Origin of the sequence: Streptomyces albiflavescens, assembly GCF_014645835.1 — a bacterium.
In the GTDB taxonomy this organism is placed as follows: Bacteria; Actinomycetota; Actinomycetes; order Streptomycetales; family Streptomycetaceae; genus Streptomyces; species Streptomyces albiflavescens.
The window spans coordinates 1,022,024-1,039,388 of record NZ_BMMM01000001.1 but is presented as its reverse complement, the minus strand read 5'-3'; the positions used below and the strand labels follow the sequence as shown (position 1 = coordinate 1,039,388).

Annotated in this window: 13 protein-coding genes and 1 pseudogene; 5 read left to right on the top strand and 9 right to left on the bottom strand. The window is 71.9% G+C overall.

Translation table 11 applies throughout. From position 1 onward, the window contains the following. Position 1 precedes the first annotated feature (1 nt). A complete protein-coding gene (locus IEY95_RS04530) occupies positions 2–448 on the bottom strand; it encodes an Lrp/AsnC family transcriptional regulator (RefSeq protein ID WP_189184479.1) in 447 nt (148 codons plus the stop codon). A gap of 205 nt (positions 449–653) precedes the next feature. Between IEY95_RS04530 and IEY95_RS04525 the strand changes: the two genes are divergently transcribed. Then, positions 654–1,172, top strand: a complete 519-nt coding sequence (locus tag IEY95_RS04525; RefSeq protein ID WP_189184478.1) for a rhodanese-like domain-containing protein — start codon at positions 654–656, stop codon at positions 1,170–1,172. A 171-nt stretch (positions 1,173–1,343) separates the two neighbouring features. Here the strand turns inward: IEY95_RS04525 and IEY95_RS04520 are convergent, their stop codons facing one another. Next, positions 1,344–2,147: an ATP-grasp domain-containing protein gene (locus IEY95_RS04520; protein ID WP_189184477.1), complete on the bottom strand. Its 804-nt coding sequence runs from the start codon at positions 2,145–2,147 to the stop codon at positions 1,344–1,346. A gap of 76 nt (positions 2,148–2,223) precedes the next feature. On the opposite strand from IEY95_RS04520, the gene IEY95_RS04515 reads away from it, so the two are divergent. Together IEY95_RS04515 and IEY95_RS04510 are read left to right on the top strand one after the other, a co-directional pair. Then, a complete protein-coding gene (locus tag IEY95_RS04515; protein WP_189184476.1) occupies positions 2,224–2,739 on the top strand; it encodes an immunity 21 family protein in 516 nt (171 codons plus the stop codon). Between the two features lie 64 nt (positions 2,740–2,803). After that, positions 2,804–3,649, top strand: coding sequence for an SDR family oxidoreductase (locus IEY95_RS04510; protein WP_189184475.1), 846 nt, complete (start codon positions 2,804–2,806; stop codon positions 3,647–3,649). Between the two features lie 93 nt (positions 3,650–3,742). Here IEY95_RS04510 and IEY95_RS04505 read toward each other — a convergent pair whose 3' ends face one another. Both IEY95_RS04505 and IEY95_RS04500 read right to left on the bottom strand, forming a co-directional pair. Then, positions 3,743–5,434, bottom strand: coding sequence for a DUF885 domain-containing protein (locus IEY95_RS04505; RefSeq protein ID WP_189184474.1), 1,692 nt, complete (start codon positions 5,432–5,434; stop codon positions 3,743–3,745). A gap of 63 nt (positions 5,435–5,497) precedes the next feature. After that, a complete protein-coding gene (locus IEY95_RS04500; protein ID WP_189184473.1) occupies positions 5,498–6,025 on the bottom strand; it encodes an Lrp/AsnC family transcriptional regulator in 528 nt (175 codons plus the stop codon). A 60-nt stretch (positions 6,026–6,085) separates the two neighbouring features. Between IEY95_RS04500 and IEY95_RS04495 the strand changes: the two genes are divergently transcribed. Next, positions 6,086–7,288, top strand: a complete 1,203-nt coding sequence (locus IEY95_RS04495; RefSeq protein WP_229702550.1) for a trans-sulfuration enzyme family protein — start codon at positions 6,086–6,088, stop codon at positions 7,286–7,288. Between the two features lie 297 nt (positions 7,289–7,585). Here the strand turns inward: IEY95_RS04495 and IEY95_RS04490 are convergent, their stop codons facing one another. From IEY95_RS04490 to pdxR, 5 genes are all read right to left on the bottom strand, one after another. After that, positions 7,586–9,034 carry a GNAT family N-acetyltransferase gene (locus tag IEY95_RS04490; RefSeq protein ID WP_229702549.1) on the bottom strand — a complete coding sequence of 483 codons (1,449 nt, stop codon included), beginning with the start codon at positions 9,032–9,034 and terminating at the stop codon, positions 7,586–7,588. 147 nt (positions 9,035–9,181) lie between these two features. Further along, entirely contained in the window at positions 9,182–11,833 is a 2,652-nt protein-coding gene (locus IEY95_RS04485) for a DUF7824 domain-containing protein (protein ID WP_189184471.1), read from the bottom strand. After that, the gene (locus IEY95_RS04480) at positions 11,830–13,236 is read right to left on the bottom strand and encodes an SWIM zinc finger family protein (protein ID WP_189184470.1); all 1,407 of its coding nucleotides are present in this window, start codon (positions 13,234–13,236) and stop codon (positions 11,830–11,832) included. The genes IEY95_RS04485 and IEY95_RS04480 overlap by 4 nt, the downstream gene beginning before the upstream one ends. Before the next feature lie 196 nt (positions 13,237–13,432). Then, positions 13,433–15,028, bottom strand: coding sequence for an alkaline phosphatase D family protein (locus tag IEY95_RS04475; RefSeq protein ID WP_189184469.1), 1,596 nt, complete (start codon positions 15,026–15,028; stop codon positions 13,433–13,435). Positions 15,029–15,404: 376 nt separating this feature from the next. After that, entirely contained in the window at positions 15,405–16,853 is a 1,449-nt protein-coding gene (gene pdxR / locus IEY95_RS04470; protein WP_189184468.1) for a MocR-like pyridoxine biosynthesis transcription factor PdxR, read from the bottom strand. Between pdxR and IEY95_RS51015 the strand changes: the two are divergent. Next, positions 16,811–17,254: pseudogene (locus tag IEY95_RS51015) on the top strand (DMT family transporter); the annotation flags it as partial. The gene pdxR and the pseudogene IEY95_RS51015 sit on opposite strands and share 43 nt — an antisense overlap. Positions 17,255–17,365 lie beyond the last annotated feature (111 nt).

The following is a 17,365-nucleotide window of genomic DNA, read 5'->3' as shown; positions in this document are numbered from 1 at the left end:
GTCAGCGGCCCAGGGGACGCCGGGGAAGGGGCGAGGAGTAGACGACACTCGTGGTCACCGAACCCAGCGCACCGATCCTGCCCGAGACCTCCTCCAGGTGCCTCATCGAGCGCGCCGCGACCTTGATGACGAAGCAGTCGTCGCCCGTGACGTGGTGCGCCTCCAGGATCTCGGGCGTCGCCTCGACGAGGTCGTGGAACGGCTTGTAGTTGCCGTTGGGGTATCTGAGGCGGACGAAGGCGAGGATGGGCAGGCCCAGGCTCTCCGGGTCGACGACGGCCGCGTACCCCTGGATGACGCCCGCCTCCTCCAGGCGCCGTACCCGCTCGGTGACCGCGCTCGCGGACATGGAGACGGCCCGGGCCAGCTCGGCGAAACTGGACCGGCCCTCGCGCTGGAGGACATCGAGGATGCGCCAGTCGGTGGCGTCCGGGGAATACGCGGTCATGTGCGATGGATAGCAGGGAAATCCCCGGCCGTTCAAGAGTGATGCCGTGGATCGCCACTTCAGGAAGTGGATCACCGACCGTAGATTTTTGGCCAGGAAGTCCCGCGTGGCCGGTGCCGAAGAAGCACCGGGGGCGCCGGAAGCGGCAGCCGGCGATCGCGCGGCGCCACCGGATCCGTGGGACCCGAGAGGGAAGGGCCAGACCATGACTGTGACCGCTGACACCACCGCGACCAGCACCGCGACCACCTCCGCGACGGTGACGAACCCCGTGCTGCGCGTCGCACCGGCGTCCCCGGCCGCGGCCGCCGCCTACTTCGGCGCGAGCCTCGCCTTCCACGCCGACGTGTCCGACGTCGCCGCCGCCCTCGCCGCCGACGTCGACCCCGGCTTCGTCGTCCTCGACTCCCGCTCCACCGAGTCGTGGGACCAGGGACACGTCCCCGGCGCGATCCACCTGCCCACCGCGCTCATCGCCGAGCAGGCCGAGCAGCTCCTCGACAAGTCGGTGCCCGTCGTCACGTACTGCTGGGGCCCCGGCTGCAATGGCGCGACCCGTGCCGCCCTCGCCCTCGCCGAACTCGGATTCCAGGTCAAGGAGATGCTCGGCGGCTTCGAGTACTGGGTGCGCGAGGGCTTCGAGTTCGAGACCTGGGAGGGTCGCGAGCGGCGCGCCGCGGACCCCCTGACGGCGCCGGTCGACGCGGAGGACTGCGGCTGCTGACCCGTCTCGGACCTCACCGCGAGATCCGCACGACCTCGGGCGTCGGCTTCTGTCTTGTGCGACTCCGGGCGTCAGGCCGAGTCCTGTACTCCGTACGGCTTCGAGCGTCGGTTGCCGTCTCATACGACCCGAGACCTCACGCCGAGTCCCGTACGGCCCCGGGCGCCCGGCTCAGTCCCGTACGACCTCGGGCAGCGGGCGCAGGAACTGGCGGTCCGCCGCCGTGAACTCGGCCACCGGGCGGGCCGCGCGCAGCACCACGTCGAGAGCCGCGTCGGGATCGCAGGCGTAATGCCCGCTGGCCCAGGCGGCGTTGGCCTCGACCACTGCCCACCGCGGAGTGTCCTCGGCCCGCAGGCCCACATCCACGACGACGGCACTCGGCAGCCCCATCTCGGAGAGGCGCGCGGCGAACGACAGCACCTCGTCCCGTCGCGGGTCCTCGTCGAGAGGTGCGACGTCCAGTTCACCCCGCGCGAAGTACCGGCTTCCGGTGCGGACTTGGCCGTCCAGGAGGAAGAGCCGGTACTCCACGGCGAACGCCACGATGTCGCTCACGAGGACCGGCGTGTCGTCGTCCACCGCGTCCGGCCCGGGCAGCCGACTGCCGTCCGGATAGACGCGCGCCGGAAAGCTCTTGTCGTTGGGCGGTTTCACGAACGCCGGACGGCGCAGCTGTCGGGCCTCGGCGACGGTGCTGAACTCGATCTCCCTGCCCTTGAGTTCGTACGGCAGCCGGGCCAGCCAGTCCGGCGGCGCCTCGAGGAGCCCGAGCCCGAGTCCCGGCTCCCCGGCGACGACGTCCGCGAACAGCGGCCCGGCATACAGCGTCGCTCCCGGCGTCCCCCGCCACTCGTCCGGCACTCGCCAGTCGCGCAGCGTCTCGACCTGCATGCCACGTCGCCGCGCGGCGTCGGCGAGCGCCTGCCCGGTGGCGTTGACGCGCGGGGAGAGGAAGAGAGTTCGGGTTCTCATGGGGGCGAGGGTCGCGTATCGGACAGGGGAGGGGACACCGAATTTCCCGCGAATCCCCACCGTGTAACTTCTGCGCATGGCCAGATACGCGGACCCAGGTGCCGTCGAGTGGGTGGAGTCGGGTGGTGGACCGCTCATAGCGATCCCGGAAGTCGTGCTGCCGTTCTGGTCGGGGGCCGACGGCGACGACATGTCCTCCGACTACGACCGGGCCTGTGACGTCGAGGGATTCATCGGTCTCGTGCCCGTCGGCGACACCAGGGCCCTGGTCCTCGGGGACGAGCCCGCCTCGACCTCCTACCTGCCCGAGCACGGCACCTTCGTACGGTGGTGCGCCGCCGAGTCGGAGGACGAACTGCTCGCCGGAGTCCCCGCGGCCCTGGCGGCCGCGGAGTGGGAGCGGGAGGTGCAGTGGAACGTGCCCGGTCCCGTGGTCCTCTTCGACGCTGCCTGGCCCGGAACCGCTTCGGCGCGCACGGACCACCTGAGGGTCGCGCTGGCGCCGGGGCGGTATGCGGTGCGCGCGGCGTACGTGGAGCCGGGACCCGAGACGTGGGTAGGGCTCGTACAACTGCGTCGGCTGACGTCCTGAGGAAGCCCCTGGTGCGCGGGAATTCGCGTGCACCGCACCCGCACACCGCCCATCATGGTCGGTCATGCCCCACCTTCAGCACCCCACCGCCGAAGAACTCCGTCGAGACGTGCTCCCGCTGCGCGGCCGGAGCGCCCTTGTCACCGGGGCGGGCCGACGCGGAGGGATCGGCTACGCCGTGGCCCGGCGGCTCGCCGCCTACGGGGCGAGCGTGTATCTGCACCATCACGTGCCGCACGATGCCGCGATGCCTTGGGGCGCCGACCGCCCCGAGGAGGTGGCCGCCGGGGTGCGCGAGGCGCTCGGCGACCCCGCGGCCCTGGTCGTCGAGGGGCCTGGTGACCTGTCCGACCCGGCGGCGCCGGCCCGGCTGATCCGGACGGCCGCGGACGCGTTCGGCGGAGGTGTCGACATCCTCGTCGCCAACCATGCGCTGAGCGGGTCGGACGGCACCCTCGACACCATCGACGCCGCGATGCTCGACGCCCACTGGGCGGTCGACACCCGCTCGGTGCTCCTCCTCGTCCAGGCCTATGTCCGACTGCGGGCGGCCCGGCCCTCGGGCGGGCCAGGCGGCCGCGTCGTCATGATGACCTCCGGCCAGGACATCGCCGGCGGCATGCCCGGCGAGATCGCCTACGCATTGCAGAAGGGCGCCCTCGCGTCGATCACCCGGTCGCTGGCGACCGCCCTCGCCGAGCACGCGATCACCGTGAACACCGTCAACCCCGGCCCTGTGGACACCGGTTACCTGACCGGGGACGCCCACTCGGCCGTCGCGGCGATGTTTCCCGCCGGACGCTGGGGGCAGCCGGACGATCCCGCGCGTCTCATCGCCTGGCTCGCCACGGACGAGGCGGCGTGGATCACCGGGGAGGTCATCGACTCGGAGGGCGGGTTTCGTCGCTGACGCCGGCGATCACGGGGCTCCCCGGTGTGGGGACGAACTCGCGGTGGCCTGGCTCGAGCCGTGGGGTTTGAGACCGGCCGCCGCGAGTGATCGTCAGAGCTGGGACAGCTCGTCCACCAGGTCGTCCAGGCCCAGGGAGCCCTGGGAGAGGGCCGCCATGTGCCAGGCCTTCGCGTCGAAGGCGTCGCCGTGGCGCTTCTTCGCGTTCTCGCGGCCCAGCAGCCAGGCACGCTCACCGAGCTTGTAGCCGATGGCCTGACCGGGGATGGTGAGGTAGCGGGTCAGCTCGCTCTCCACAAAGTCCGCCGGGCGGCTGCTGTGCGCGCCGAAGAACTCCTGCGCCAGCTCAGGAGTCCACCGCTCGCCCGGGTGGAAGGGCGAATCGGCCGGAATCTCGAGCTCCAGGTGCATGCCGATGTCGACGATGACCCGGGCGGCGCGCATCATCTGCGCGTCGAGGTAACCGAGCCGCTGCTCGGCGTCCGTCAGGAAGCCCAGCTCGTCCATCAGGCGCTCCGCGTACAGCGCCCAGCCCTCGCAGTTGGCGCTGACCCGGCCGACGGTGGCCTGGTAGCGGGACAGGTCCTCGACGATGTACACCCATTGCGCGAGCTGCAGGTGATGCCCGGGCACGCCCTCGTGGTACCAGGTCGAGACGAGGTCGTAGACGGGGAAGCGGGTCTGCCCCATCGTGGGAAGCCACGTACGGCCGGGCCGCGAGAAGTCAGCCGACGGCGCGGTGTAGTACGGGGCCGCCGCACCGCCGGGCGGCGCGATGCGGGACTCCACCTTCCGTACCGGTTCGGCGAGTTCGAAGTGCGTGCCGTCCAGGGCCTCGATCGCCTCGTCCATCAGACACTGAAGCCAGGCCTGGACCTCGTCGACCCCCTCGATGTGCTTGCCGTGCTCGTCGAGGTGCGCGAGCGCCACCCACGGCGTCTCGGCGCCCGGCAGGATCTTCTCGGCCTCGGTCCTCATCTCGGCGAGCAGGCGGTGGTACTCGGCCCAGCCGTACGCGTACGCCTCGTCGAGGTCCAGATCCGTACCGTTGAAGTAGCGCGCCAGACGCGCGTACCGCTCGCGGCCCACCGTGTTGGGCGCGCCCTCGATCGTGGGCGCGTACACGTCGCGCATCCAGTCCCGCAGGGCCACCAGCGCCTCGGTCGCGGCGCGGGCGGCCGTGTCCAGCTCGTCGCGCAGCGCCTCGGGGCCCGCCGAGGCGAAGTCCTCGAACCAGCCGACGCCCTGCCCGTCGCTGTCCGACCACTCGGTGAGCTGGTCGATGAAGGTCGCGGTCGGGCGGGGGCCCGCGTACAGCTTGCGGTCCAGGCCCAGGGCGAGGGACGCGCGGTACCCCTCCAACGCGGCCGGTACCGCGCGCAGCCGCTCGGCGATCGCGGCCCAGTCCTCGTCAGTCTCCGTCGGCGTGAGGGTGAAGACCTGCCGCACCCCGTGCGCCGCCGTGTGCAGGTTGCCGACCGACCGCAGGCCCTCGCCCGCCTCGTGGACGGCGAGTTCGGCGGTGAGGCGCTCGCGCAGCAGCCGGGCGCAGCGGCGCTCTATGTCACGGTCGGCACCGGGCTGCCGCTCCGCCTCGTCCAGCCGCGCGAGGGTCGCCCGCGCCAGCTCGGCGACGGCCTCCTGGCCGGCGGGCGAGGTGTCGGGGAGCTTGTGGTAACTCTCCTTCGCACCGAGGTACGTACCGAGAACCGGGTCGAGGGCGATGAGATCGTCGACATAGGCGTCGGCGACCTCTCGGGGCAGCGGGCTCTTCGTCTCTGACATGCGGACATCCTCATACGAGGATGCGGTCGGCGTCAGCCCGATAAGCAGGGCCTCGCGCCCGTATCAACCTGATTTCGCCGTGGACTCGTCCGCGGGCGGCCTGGCCGGACGGGGATCCCGCTGGGGCGGCAGCAACGGGCCGCAGTCCCACTGCTGGAAGATCAACCGCGTCTCGACCCTCGCCACTTCGCGTTGCGAGGTGAACTCGTCGAGCACGAGTCGCTGCAAGTCCGCCATGTCCGCGACGGCGACATGCACGAGGTAGTCGTCGGGTCCGGTGAGATGGAAGACGGTACGGGACTCCGGCAGCGCCCTTATCCGGTCCACGAAAGGCCCCACCAGCTCCCGTCGATGCGGCCTGACCTGCACGGACAGCAAGGCCTCCAGACCCCGCCCCAGCTTCGCCGGGTCCAGCCGCAGCTGATGGCCGAGAATCACTCCTGCCCGGCGCAGCCTCGTCACCCGGTCCAGGCAGGTCGAGGGCGCGACACCGACCTGGGCCGCGAGATCGCGGTACGTCGTCCGGGCGTCGTTCTGCAACAGCCGCAGCAGATGGAGATCCACCGGATCGAGTACGACAGAATCGGCCATGGCGCGAACGTAACACGGGATACGGCACGCTGACCCCGGCCGGTGTTCAGACTTCCGGGCATGGAATCCGTGGTGTATGACACATACGACGCATACGACGCCCAGTCCGACCTGAGCGGAACCGGCCAGGTCCGTGTCGCGCCCTCGGCCCGGGCGCTCGCCACCGAGGCCGTACACGCCGGTCGGGAGGATCTTGCCGCGCAGGGGCTGCACGCGGCACCGATCGACCTGTCCACCACATACCCCTCGTACGACAGCCGCGGTGAGGCCGCCCGGATCGACGCGTTCGCAGCCGACGGCGCCGAACCGGAGGGGCCGCCCGTCTACGCCCGGCTCGGCAACCCGACCGTCGCTCGCTTCGAGACCGCGCTCGCGCGCCTCGAAGGCACCGAGAGCGCGGTGGCCTTCGCGAGCGGCATGGCCGCGCTGAGCGCCGTACTGCTCGTACGGAACGCGATGGGCCTGCGCCATGTCGTCGCCGTGCGCCCCCTGTACGGCTGCAGCGACCATCTGCTCACGGCCGGGCTGCTGGGCACCGAGGTGACCTGGGTCGACCCGGCGGGCATCGCAGACGCCCTCCGCCCCGACACCGGCCTGGTGATGGTCGAGTCCCCGGCCAACCCCACGCTCGCCGAACTCGACCTGCGCGCCATCGCCCACGCCTGCGGTTCCGTCCCGCTCCTCGCCGACAACACCTTCGCCACGCCCGTCCTGCAACGCCCCGCCGACATCGGCGCCCGCCTCATCCTGCACAGCGCGACCAAATACCTGGGCGGACACGGCGACGTGATGGCCGGAGTGGTGGCCTGCGACGAGGAGTTCGCCCGTCGACTGCGCCAAGTCCGCTTCGCGACGGGGGGTGTCCTGCACCCGCTGGCCGGCTATCTGCTGCTGCGCGGCCTGTCGACCCTGCCCGTACGGGTCCGGGCCGCCTCCTCGAACGCCGCCGAACTCGCCCGGCGGCTCGCCGCCGACCCCCGCGTCGCCCGCGTCCACTATCCGCGTATCGGCGGTGCCATGATCGCCTTCGAGGTCCACGGCGACCCGCACGACGTCATCGCCGGAGTCCGCTTGATCACCCCCGCCGTCAGCCTCGGCAGCGTGGACACCCTCATCCAGCACCCCGCCTCCATCAGCCACCGCATCGTCCCCTCCCAGGACCGCCACGACGCGGGCGTCAGTGACCACCTGCTCCGGCTGTCGGTGGGGCTGGAGGATGTGGAGGACCTTTGGGAGGACCTGGAGGTGGCGTTGGGGGCTTGATGGAGTTCGGGGAGGGAAGCAGGGGACTCCGGGGCTGAGCTGTGGCCGGGGCGGGACGGGCGGGCATGGGCATGGCGGTGCCCGCGTGGGTCGTGCGTCCGTGCGGCGGGCGGTCCGGGACGCGTCGCCAGGCCACGGCGGCCTCCGTGACGAACGTCGCCGCCTCAGCCACCCGAAGTCACCGCCGCGCCGGTCCCCCGGAGGCGCGCCACAGGTCCGGGGCCGCCCCAGGGCCTGGGGCTTGTGGCCGCCCATGCCGCGGGCGGCACCGTCCCCCACCCGCGCAAGAGAAACGGCCTAGTCCCGCACCGCGTGCTCTCCCCGCTGCCCCTCGTCGTACGGCAGTCGCGAAGCCACCGGAGTGGCTTCCAGGCGGGCGGTGATGACCAGGGTGCCCTCCTCGATCTGGTAGTCGAGGGGGAGGCCGAGGCCGCGCATGGCGGCGACCATGCCGGTGTTGGAGGCCTGCGTGACGGCGTACACGCTCTCGCAGCCGGCCTCGACGGCCATCGTCACGAGGCGGCCGAGCAGTTCGCCGCCGATACCGCGTCGCTGCCAGTCGTCCTCGACGAGGAGCGCGATCTCCGTCTCGTCGCCGTCCCACAGAAGATGGCCGAGCCCGACGATCCGCCCGGATGCCGTCTGCACGGCGAGGGTGCGTCCGAAGCGGGGGCTGAGCAGATGGTTGAGGTAGCGGTCCACGTCGCCGACCGGGCCGTGGTAGCGCATGCCCAGCGTGCGGGACGAGCAGCGCTCGTGCATCGCCTTGGCGGCCTCGACGTCGGAGACGTCGGCGCGTCGCACGGTGATGGCGTTTCCCTGAGGCAGCGTCAACATGTCCTGGCCGTGCGGGATCCGCGGACCGAGCCGCGCGTCCAGCTCCACCAACGCCCGCGCCCGCGCGAACTCGGTCGGCGTGAACGGCAAATACGGCCGCTCCACCGTGATCACCCCACCCTCCGGCGCCCGCAGCCGCATCACGGTGTCCTCGAGCGCCCCCTCCACGGGAGCCGCCTCCTCCGCACGCCCGGAAACCGGGGACTTGGCGGGCAGCGAGCGGATGGTGCAGCGGCCGAGCAACTGCCGCAACGCGAGGGGAAGTTCCGCGGCGTCCAGGGCGGTACGGGTGGCCAGGCCGAGCACCCGCGTCGGCGCGTCCACCAGGTCGTGGGTGTCTGCCCGCTCGATCCAGATGCCGGTGCCACCTGCCTGCGACACCGCACGGGTGATCTCGGACGCCGTCGGCTCCGAGGGAGCGCGCAGCAGGAACTCGTCCACCGTGCCCTCCGCGAGCGGGTGCGTCTGCAGGCTCAGGATGTCGACCTGTCGCTGCGCCAGCGCCGTGCACAGCGCGGCCAGCGAACCCGGCGCGTCCTTCACCGTCGTCCGCATCCGCCACAGCACGGTCGCCCCGGCGACGGCCTCCGGTGTCGCGCCGGATTCCCCGGCCCGCTCGCGCTGCTCGGACGGCCCGGCCCGTCGCACGTCGGCGATCGGCCGGGCGCCGGTATCGTCCGTCGGCGGCGCGTGACCGTGGCGTCGTGCCCACCAGGTGTGGAACCCGGCCGTGGCGACGAGGATCATCGCCGAGATCAGCAGCAGGGCGGGTCCGTCCGGTCCGTGACCGATCAGGTTGGCAACGGCGTCCGCGACCGCGACGGCCGTGAACAGCGCGGCGAGTTCGACGACGTCCCGCCGCCAGTGGTGGACAGGTCGACCGTGCCTCGCACGGGTCACATCTGACATGTCTGGAGTCATGCAACTACTGTGAAGGAAGGGTGTTGCGTGATCACGAACGGTTTGTGACTGATCGGTTAAGTGTAGTTCTGCCCCTTTTGCAGTTCTTTTTACGGGTCTTTTGCTCGGGTTGGACGGCTGGGCTTACGACCCTGGTCAGGCGGCGACCCCCTGGGACAGTGCCGTCCTCAGCCGACGGGCCTGAGTCACCAACTTGGACGAGCCGCGCCTCCCGGCCGCCTGCGCCAGATGCGCGACGTCACCGCGCGCCCCGGTCCGCTCGGCGCAGTCGGCGGCGACGGCAAGCAGATCCCCGAGCCCGCGCGCGGGCGTACCGATCGTCGCGTCCGTCGAGAGATCGGCCAACAGGATCGGCAGCGTCTCGCGGAGCACCGACCAGACGGTGGCGTACGCTCCCGTGGCCGCCGCCGTCCGTATGGACTCGGCCAGCCGCAGCGGCTTGACGGCCCCCCGGCGCACCAACTGCCCGAGGTCGCCGCCGAGCCGCCCCGCGTCGAGCTGTCCCCGTGCGGCCAGCACCAGCAACGCGTCCACGGCGGAGAGCCGGTCCTCCGTGTGCCGTGCCCCGAGCCCGTATGCCAGGCACAGATGAAGGGCCTCGCCCGCTTCACCGTCGGCTTCGGCGAGGAGCGGCAGGATGGCGGCTCCTCGACGGCTGTCGTCCACGGCCACCGAGGACAGGTCGTCCAGCACGCGTGCCGCTACCAACTCCCGCCGCCCGGGCGCGACGGCCGACCAGTGCTGCCGATCCGACTGGTCCCAGTGCGGGCAGTACCAACGATCCTTGAAGACGGACAGCGGACGTCCCAACCCGCGGAACTCCGACGGAAACTGTCCCTGCAACTCCTCGAGTTCGCCCAGTTCCAGCAGGATGCGGACGCCCGACGTCCGCCGTCGGCTGAGGGGAAGGTCCGGCCCCTCGGCAGTGAGCCACTGGGCCAGCCGGTACCCCTCAGGGGTGCCGAGGGCGCGGGCCCGCCCCGCGGCCGCCTCCGCCGTCGCACGGTCGTCCCGCCGCACCCTCAGAAGTGACTGGGCGAAGTCCGCCGTCCCCGGCCGGGTATCGAGCCGTCGGTACGCGGAGAGGCGGGCCACCAGCTCCTCCGGCTCCAACAGCCCCGTGCCCCAGGTGGGCGTGGCCAGCAGGAAGGGCAGCGGTTCGACAAGGATCCGGTGGGCCACCTCCCACAGGCGTGCGTCGAAGGCGCGCGACAGAGCGGCGTGCCGGCAGCCGCCTCTCGTCGTCCCCTGCTGGACCGCCGCGTGAAGTGTGTCGGTACGCACATGACCGAGCAGGGTGGCGAGGACGACCTCCAAGCCGTACGGCGCCTCGCGGAAGTACGTGTCCACGTTGGGGTAATGCGGATCGGCGTCGATCCACCAGCGTCGGGCGACCACTGGGCGCAGGGCTTCCACCAGGCCGTCGCGATCGTCGTACGCCTGCCGGACCAGGCCGTCCAAGGTGCGTTCGAATGCGGCCACGTCGCCGCCCGACGCCAGCAGGGCGCCCACTTCCTCGGCCAGTTCGGCCGCCGAAGCCGGGGCGGGAGCGAGCCGAGCCCGCTCCGGCACGGGCGGCAGTACCTCTACGTGGATCACCGGTGCGGCGCTCAGTGCTTCGGCGCCGAGCAGCCTCTCCGCGTGGATCCGCACTCCAGGGCTCAACTCGGCAGCTTTCTTGACGAGTTGCTCACGGACGCCCTCAGGGACGTCCGGCCCGGCCACGTGCCGCTCCACGAGCTTCAGAGCACGCTCCTGCACCTCCGTGTCCTCGTGTCCGAAGGCCTGCGCCACCGCCGGCAGCAGTTCGCCCGCTGTGGACGGATCGCGCCTGAGCGTCCGGCCCAACAGGACGAGCTGCGCCCGTACGAGTTTCTTCTCGGTACGGAACAGCACGCCGGACGACATCTCGGCGAGCTGTCGGGGCGTCAACTCGTCGGCCAGCGCCAGGGAGGCGAGGACCGATTGGGCGTGCCACGCCACCGTCGACGTCGCCTGGGAAGCGAGCGCGATCCAGTCGGCGGAGCGCTCCCGCTCCTCGTCCCGGGACAGGTCGAGGCACGTCAACAGCTTCAGGAACACCCGCTGATCGGCGGGGGCACCGCCGCGCAGCAGCCGGGCCACGCAGGCGTCGACCAGCACCTCGCGGTCGAGGGTGCCTTCCCCGGCCAGCTCCGCGAGCGCGTTGTACCAGCTGCCCGGCCCGTCGCCGAAGAGCCAGGCGACCCGGCTGGTCACGTCCAGGGAGTCGAAGAGCGCGGCGATCATCCGCGCCAAGTGCGGCTCCTGGCGAAGACGCTCCACCACGGTGCCCCCGCGATGCCAGGTACTGCCGATGTGTTCGAACCAGCCCTCCACATAGGCGTCGGTGATGGGCACCTCACAGCCGGACAGCTGCACGAGCCCTGACAGCAGCGCATACGAGATCCGAGAGGTGACCGGCCGCTCGGCGAGCCGGTGCGCCACGTCGCCGAGCCAAGCGGGCTCGCGGTCGCCCAGCACACGCAGGAACACGCCGGGGGAGGCCTGGGACCAGCGCATGTCGGCGGACGCGATCCAGGTCGCCGCGCCCGCGGCGCCCGTGTGACACGCGGCCCCCGCCGCGTGCAGCGCGGGATAGGCCTTGCGGGACGACTCGCTCCACTGCGCGGTGCGCAGCTCCTTGCGGAGTTCCTTCAACGCGGGCAGACAGGTTCGGCGTTCGGCATCGGTCATCCCGTCCAGGTGACCTGCTGCCTCCACCGTCTGCCCCGCTCGTACCGCCCGCACCAGCGCTTCGCCGCTCATCGCACATCGCCCCCGTCGACCAGAACCCGTTCGTGTGGTGCCTGCGCTCCCCGCCGCACCATGCGCACCGCCAGCGCGTGCTTGCAGGGCCCGCGCCCACCCCGGTACTTCGCCCACCACAAGCAGGAGCAACTCAGCGTCCCGGCGTCGTCGCGGACCCGGTGCACATGTCCGTCGTCGGCGGTCACCGTGCCGAGCGCGCCGTCCAGGGCGACCGCACCCGCGGCGACCAGGGCGCGGGCCGCGCGCAGCCGCGGATTGTGGTGCTCCACACGCTCGGCGTCGTAGGGCAGTTCGCGGTGGAAGTACGCCGACTCTGCCGTGTCGTACCCCACGCGCCCCGACGTGCCGAGCCGCACCAGTGCGGCGCGCACCCGCTCGGTCGGCAGGCCTGAGGCGGCGGCCAACTCGCCGACATCGATGCGCGGCTCCCAGGCGAGGAGGACGGCGATCAACTCCGCGTCCTCGGTGGCCTCGTCGGCGGCGAGCGCGTCCAGCACCGCGCCCTCCCCGGAGAACCCGCGCGAGGCGTCCGGCGACAGGGTGAGCGTGAGCCGCATGCCGGGCAGGACGGCCTCCCACGCGCCGGCGGCGGTGGCCTCACGGGTGACCGGAGGGCCGTACACCCGCAGGGCCGTCGCATGGCGCAGCACCCGCTGCAGGGCGATCAGCCGCTCAGGGCCGGGCAGGCACACCGCTCCCGGTACCGGCCGGGTCGTCGGTCGCAGACCGCGCCCCGCGGGTACCACCCACTGTGCGCCGCGCGCGGCCCCGCGTGCGGAGCCGCGCGGAAGCGAGCGCAGGAACCGCACGGCCTCGGCAGCCGGCAGCTCGGCCCGCAGGTCGAACCCGGCCGCAATCACCTGAGCCTCGGCGAAACCGCGCAGCCAGCGGTCGGGCAACGGCACCTTCTTCTCCACCACGGGGCCGTCCAGGGTGGTCACGGCCATCTCGTCCGGGCCGACCCGGAGGTGCAGCGGATCGTCCGTGCCGATCCGCGAAAGCGCCTCCCGCAGTGGGTTGTTGACGTCCACATTGGTTGTCCCGTGCCCCACCTCGCCGCCGTCGAGGCCCGCCGTCATGACGTCCAGACGCGCGTACACCCCGCCGCAGCCGGAGAAGGACTCGAAGCGGAGCCGGTCGCCGTTGCCCGTGACCACCGGGTCCAGCGAGGCACGCAGCTGCCGCTGGTAGTAACGGGCCGCCGCCACGTCGGCGACCGCGAGCAGCCCGGCGGCGGCGACCTGAGGCGACGTCAAGAAGCCTGCGAAGAACTGCGGATGCTCCTCGAACCCCATGGGCGTGGCACCACGTGAGGTCTCAAGTCCCAGGCGCCGTCCGCCCGGTGCGGATTCCAGCGCGGAGGATCGGGTGTAGGCCACGGCCTGCAGAGATCGCGTCATGGAAAAAACCGTAGAGGCGACCACTGACAATTGGCTTTGACCTGCGAAAAGGCGCTCGCGAGCCGGGTTCGGCGACGGACGAACGGGGCCGCGCACCGGGGGATGACTCCGGTGCGCGGCCCAACGGTTCGAGGGTACGGGAGTCGGAGACGGTCACGGGCCTCCACGGCCGCGCCGGCGTCCCCGAGCGCCCCCGCTACTGCCCCACACGCCCCGGCTGCAGCACCTGCGTGAACAGCACGGTCCCGTCCTGCTCGCGCAGCCGCACCGTCAGCTCGCCGCTGTCGCCGTCGATGTCGACCTCGCCGAAGAATTGATAGCCGCCGGCGGGCGAGACGTTCGAGGCGGTCGGCGCCTTCACGAACACTCGCTCTGGGCCGAACGTGTTGTCCAGCGCGTTCGCCGGGAAGGCACCGGCGTTGAGGGGGCCGGAGACGAACTCCCAGAACGGCTCGAAGTCGGTGAAGGCGGCCCGCGACGGCTGGTAGTGCTGGGCCGAGGTGTGGTGCACGTCGGCGGTCAGCCAGACGGTGCCCGTGATCTTCCGGTACTTGATGAACCGCAGCAGCTCGGCGATCTGCAGCTCGCGCCCGAGCGGCGCGCCCGGGTTGCCCTGGGCCACGGCCTCGATGTTCGGCTTGCCCTCGGTCGTGTCGGGCACGACCAGGCCGAGCGGCATGTCCGAGGCGATCACCTTCCACACGGCCCGCGACCGCGACAGTTCGCGCTTGAGCCACTCCAGCTGCTCGGCGCCGAGGATGCCCTGCGGGTCGGTGGTCCGGTCGTCGGGTGAATTGGCGTTGCGGTACGTCCGCATGTCGAGCACGAAGACGTCCAGCAGCGGGCCGTGCCGCATGACCCGGTACACGCGGCCGTCCTTGTCGCCGGGCCGCAGCGTCGAGATGGGGAAGTACTCGCTGAACGCGCGCCGGGCCCGTGAGGCCAGCACGTCGACGCTCTTCTCGGTGTACCGCGTGTCCGTGGCCGCGATCACCTCGCCCGGGTACCAGTTGTTGCGTACCTCGTGGTCGTCCCACTGGATGATCGACGGCACCTGCGCGTTGAAGCGCTTCAGGTTCTCGTCCAGCAGGTTGTAACGGAAGTTGCCGCGGAACTCGGCCAGCGTCTCGGCGACCTTGGACTTCTCCTCGGTCGTGATGTTCCGCCAGGTGCTGCCGTCGGGGAGCGCCGCTGTCGCCGCGATCGGCCCGTCGGCGTAGATGTTGTCACCGCTGCAGAGAAAGAAGTCCGGGTCGAGCTTGGCCATGGCGTCGTAGATCCGGTAGCCGCCGATGTCCGGGTTGATGCCCCAGCCCTGCCCCGCCAGGTCGCCCGACCACAGGAAGCGCACCCCGCCGCGTCGGCCGACCGGCGTCGTGCGGAAGGTGCCGGTCACCGGTTCGCCGGTGCGCCGCGGGTCGTCGGGGTCGGCCAGCAGGACGCGGTAGTGGATCTGCTCGCCGGAGGGCAGCCCGCGCAGCCGTGTCGTGCCCGTGAAGTCGGTGTCCGCGTCGAGCAGCGGACCATGCCATCTGTGCGGGTTGCGGAACGCCTCGGTCGCGGACGTCTCGACGATCATCCGGGCGGGGCGGTCGGAACGGACCCACACCAGGCCGGAGTCGGCGGTCACGTCGCCGGCCTGGACGCCCCACCCCGCCTTCGGCCGCCCGGAGATGGCGAGCGCCGGTGCCGCGCCGAGCGTGGTGGGCAGGGCCAGCGCCGCGGACGCGGCGAGGGAGCCGCGCAGAACGCTGCGGCGACCGGGGAAGGGGCTCTGCGGACGGTGTGACATGAATGCGCCTCCAGGGACGGATTCGGCCAGTGTGCAATGCCACAACTACTGGGGCGCCGCAGCGCACACGGAAACCACAAGTGAACAACTGACCCCAGAGACAGGGGATCCGGAGTGCGACTGGTGTGCGACGGCGGGGCGACTCAGCCGCCTCTCAGCCGCACACGGCGTCCGTCCCGGGCTGCGTGTCACCTCAGCCGCAGGAGCCTCGAAGGGCCCGCGCACGGCGCCCGACCTCCGCTTCGTGGCGGCTCAGCCGCGCGAGGCATCCGCCCTCCGCCCCGCGCTCAGGGGCGGCTCGGTCACGTACCGGCTTCGCCCTCGGCTCCGGGGCGGCTCGGTCACGTACCGGCATCACCCTCGGCTCCGGGGCGGCTCAGCCACGCGCCGCCTCCGCCATCAACCGCACCCCGTCGCGGATCCGCGGGGGAGACAGGTGCGCGTACCCCAGCACCAGCTGTACGCCGCCCTGGTCCGCCGCCCCGTAGTGGGCCAGCGGACGCACCGCCACTCCGGCTGCGGCGGCCCGTTCCAGGAAATGGTCCTGAGGGCCGTAGCGGTCTGGCAACGCGGCGATGGCATGCAGACCCGCGGCGATTCCGGACACCTCCGCGCCGGGAAAATGCTCCTCCAGGGCGGACACCAGCGCGTCGCGCCGTTCCCGGTAGGCGCGCTGGCAGCGGCGCAGCTGTCGGTCGTAGTCACCCCGTTCCACGAAGCGCGCGAGGAGCGCCTGGTCGACGACCGGGTTCCCGAGATCCATCGTGCGCTTGCGCTCGACGACCTCGTCGGAGAAGGACGCGGGGACGAGCAGCCAGCCGAGCCGCAGCCCCGGTGCGAGGGATTTGCTGACCGACCCCGTGTAGGCGACGTGTTCGGGGTCGAGCCCTTGCAGGGCGCTCACCGGGGCACGGTCGTAGCGGAAGTCCCCGTCGTAGTCGTCCTCGATCACGAGACCGTCCACCGAGCGCGCCCAGTCGAGGAGTTCCGCGCGGCGCCGCGCGGAGTACGCGATCCCGGAAGGGAACTGGTGGGCAGGCGTCGTCACCACCGCGCGTACGCCCGACGCCTCCAGCGGTCCGGTGGCCGGCCCTTCCTCGTCCAGCGGCAGCGGTACGGTGCCGATGCCGGCCGAGGCGTACAGCGCACCGTGTTCGGGACTCCCCGGATCCTCGACGCCGACATCGCGCACCCCGCGCGCGTGGAGCACGAATCCGAGCAGCGTCATCGCCTGCGCGACTCCGGAGACCACGACGAGCCGCTCCGGGTCCGTGACCACGCCCCGGCGCCGGGCGAGCAATTCGGCGAGGGCGGTACGCAGCCGGGGCAGTCCGCGCGGATCCGGGTAGCCCAGTGCGTGGTGCGGGAGTTCGGCCAGTACGCCGCGCTGCGCGGCCGCCCACGCGGCACGGGGGAACAGCGACAGGTCAGGCGTGCCGGGAACGAAGTCGACCCGCGCGCCGGCGGGCCGTGGGGCGAGATCACGCGCGCGGGGGCTCGCCGCCCGGGCCGCGCCGCCGACCCAGGTCCCGGCACCCCGATCGCTGCGGAGGTACCCCTCGGCCGTCAACTGCTCGTACGCCTCGGTGACCAGCCCCCGGGACACGCCGAGATCGGCGGCGAGCTCACGGCTGGACGGCAGCCGGGTGCCCGGAGCGAGCAGACCGGAACGGACCGCCTCGCGCAGCGCGGCCCGGAGTGTCCGGCCACGCGCGCGTGCCGGGGCCGAAGCGGCGGGTATCAGCAGCTCCCAGGCGGCGGCCCAGGGTGAGGGCCCCGGCGATGCGGACGACGGGCCGCTCGAATTGGTCCCCGATGACGTCATGGGAGTGGACCTTAAACCGGACCACGTCCCTTCATAGCGTCACCGTCATGAACACCACCACCCGGGGCACGCTGCTCGCCGCCCTCGCCTGCGTCCTCGTCGGAGGCTCCTTCACCGCCAACAGCGTCCTGGGGCTCTACCCGTATGCGGGTGGCCAGTTCCTCCGCTACGGTCTCGCCTGCGTCCTGCTCCTGCCGCTGGTCGGCCGGGGTGGCGCGGTGCCCCTGCGCCGGCTCGACGCGCGCCAGTGGAGCCGCCTCGCCCTGCTCGCGGCCATCGGCATGGTCGGCTTCAATCTGGCGGTGATCGCCGCCGAACGCACGGCGGAACCGGCAGTTCCGGGCGTCTTCGTGGGCTGCGCCCCAGTGGTCGTGGCCGTTTTCGTGCCCCTTCAGGAGGGACGCCGTCCCCAACGCCTCGTCCTGTACGGGGCGTTGTTCGTCGCGCTGGGTGCCTTCACCGTCCAGGGGTGGGGTCGTACGGACGCGGCCGGGATCGCGTACTCCGTGTGT

Excerpts from the sequence above, each read along its gene's own strand:
- pdxR (WP_189184468.1), bottom strand. The coding sequence starts at position 16,853 with ATGACGTCATCGGGGACCAATTCGAGCGGCCCGTCGTCCGCATCGCCG.
- IEY95_RS04490 (WP_229702549.1), bottom strand. The coding sequence starts at position 9,034 with ATGTCAGATGTGACCCGTGCGAGGCACGGTCGACCTGTCCACCACTGG.
- IEY95_RS04500 (WP_189184473.1), bottom strand. The coding sequence starts at position 6,025 with ATGGCCGATTCTGTCGTACTCGATCCGGTGGATCTCCATCTGCTGCGG.
- IEY95_RS04530 (WP_189184479.1), bottom strand. The coding sequence starts at position 448 with ATGACCGCGTATTCCCCGGACGCCACCGACTGGCGCATCCTCGATGTC.
- IEY95_RS04510 (WP_189184475.1), top strand. The coding sequence starts at position 2,804 with ATGCCCCACCTTCAGCACCCCACCGCCGAAGAACTCCGTCGAGACGTG.
- IEY95_RS04475 (WP_189184469.1), bottom strand. The coding sequence starts at position 15,028 with ATGTCACACCGTCCGCAGAGCCCCTTCCCCGGTCGCCGCAGCGTTCTG.
- IEY95_RS04515 (WP_189184476.1), top strand. The coding sequence starts at position 2,224 with ATGGCCAGATACGCGGACCCAGGTGCCGTCGAGTGGGTGGAGTCGGGT.
- IEY95_RS04480 (WP_189184470.1), bottom strand. The coding sequence starts at position 13,236 with ATGACGCGATCTCTGCAGGCCGTGGCCTACACCCGATCCTCCGCGCTG.
- IEY95_RS04485 (WP_189184471.1), bottom strand. The coding sequence starts at position 11,833 with ATGAGCGGCGAAGCGCTGGTGCGGGCGGTACGAGCGGGGCAGACGGTG.
- IEY95_RS04495 (WP_229702550.1), top strand. The coding sequence starts at position 6,086 with ATGGAATCCGTGGTGTATGACACATACGACGCATACGACGCCCAGTCC.
- IEY95_RS04520 (WP_189184477.1), bottom strand. The coding sequence starts at position 2,147 with ATGAGAACCCGAACTCTCTTCCTCTCCCCGCGCGTCAACGCCACCGGG.
- IEY95_RS04505 (WP_189184474.1), bottom strand. The coding sequence starts at position 5,434 with ATGTCAGAGACGAAGAGCCCGCTGCCCCGAGAGGTCGCCGACGCCTAT.
- IEY95_RS04525 (WP_189184478.1), top strand. The coding sequence starts at position 654 with ATGACTGTGACCGCTGACACCACCGCGACCAGCACCGCGACCACCTCC.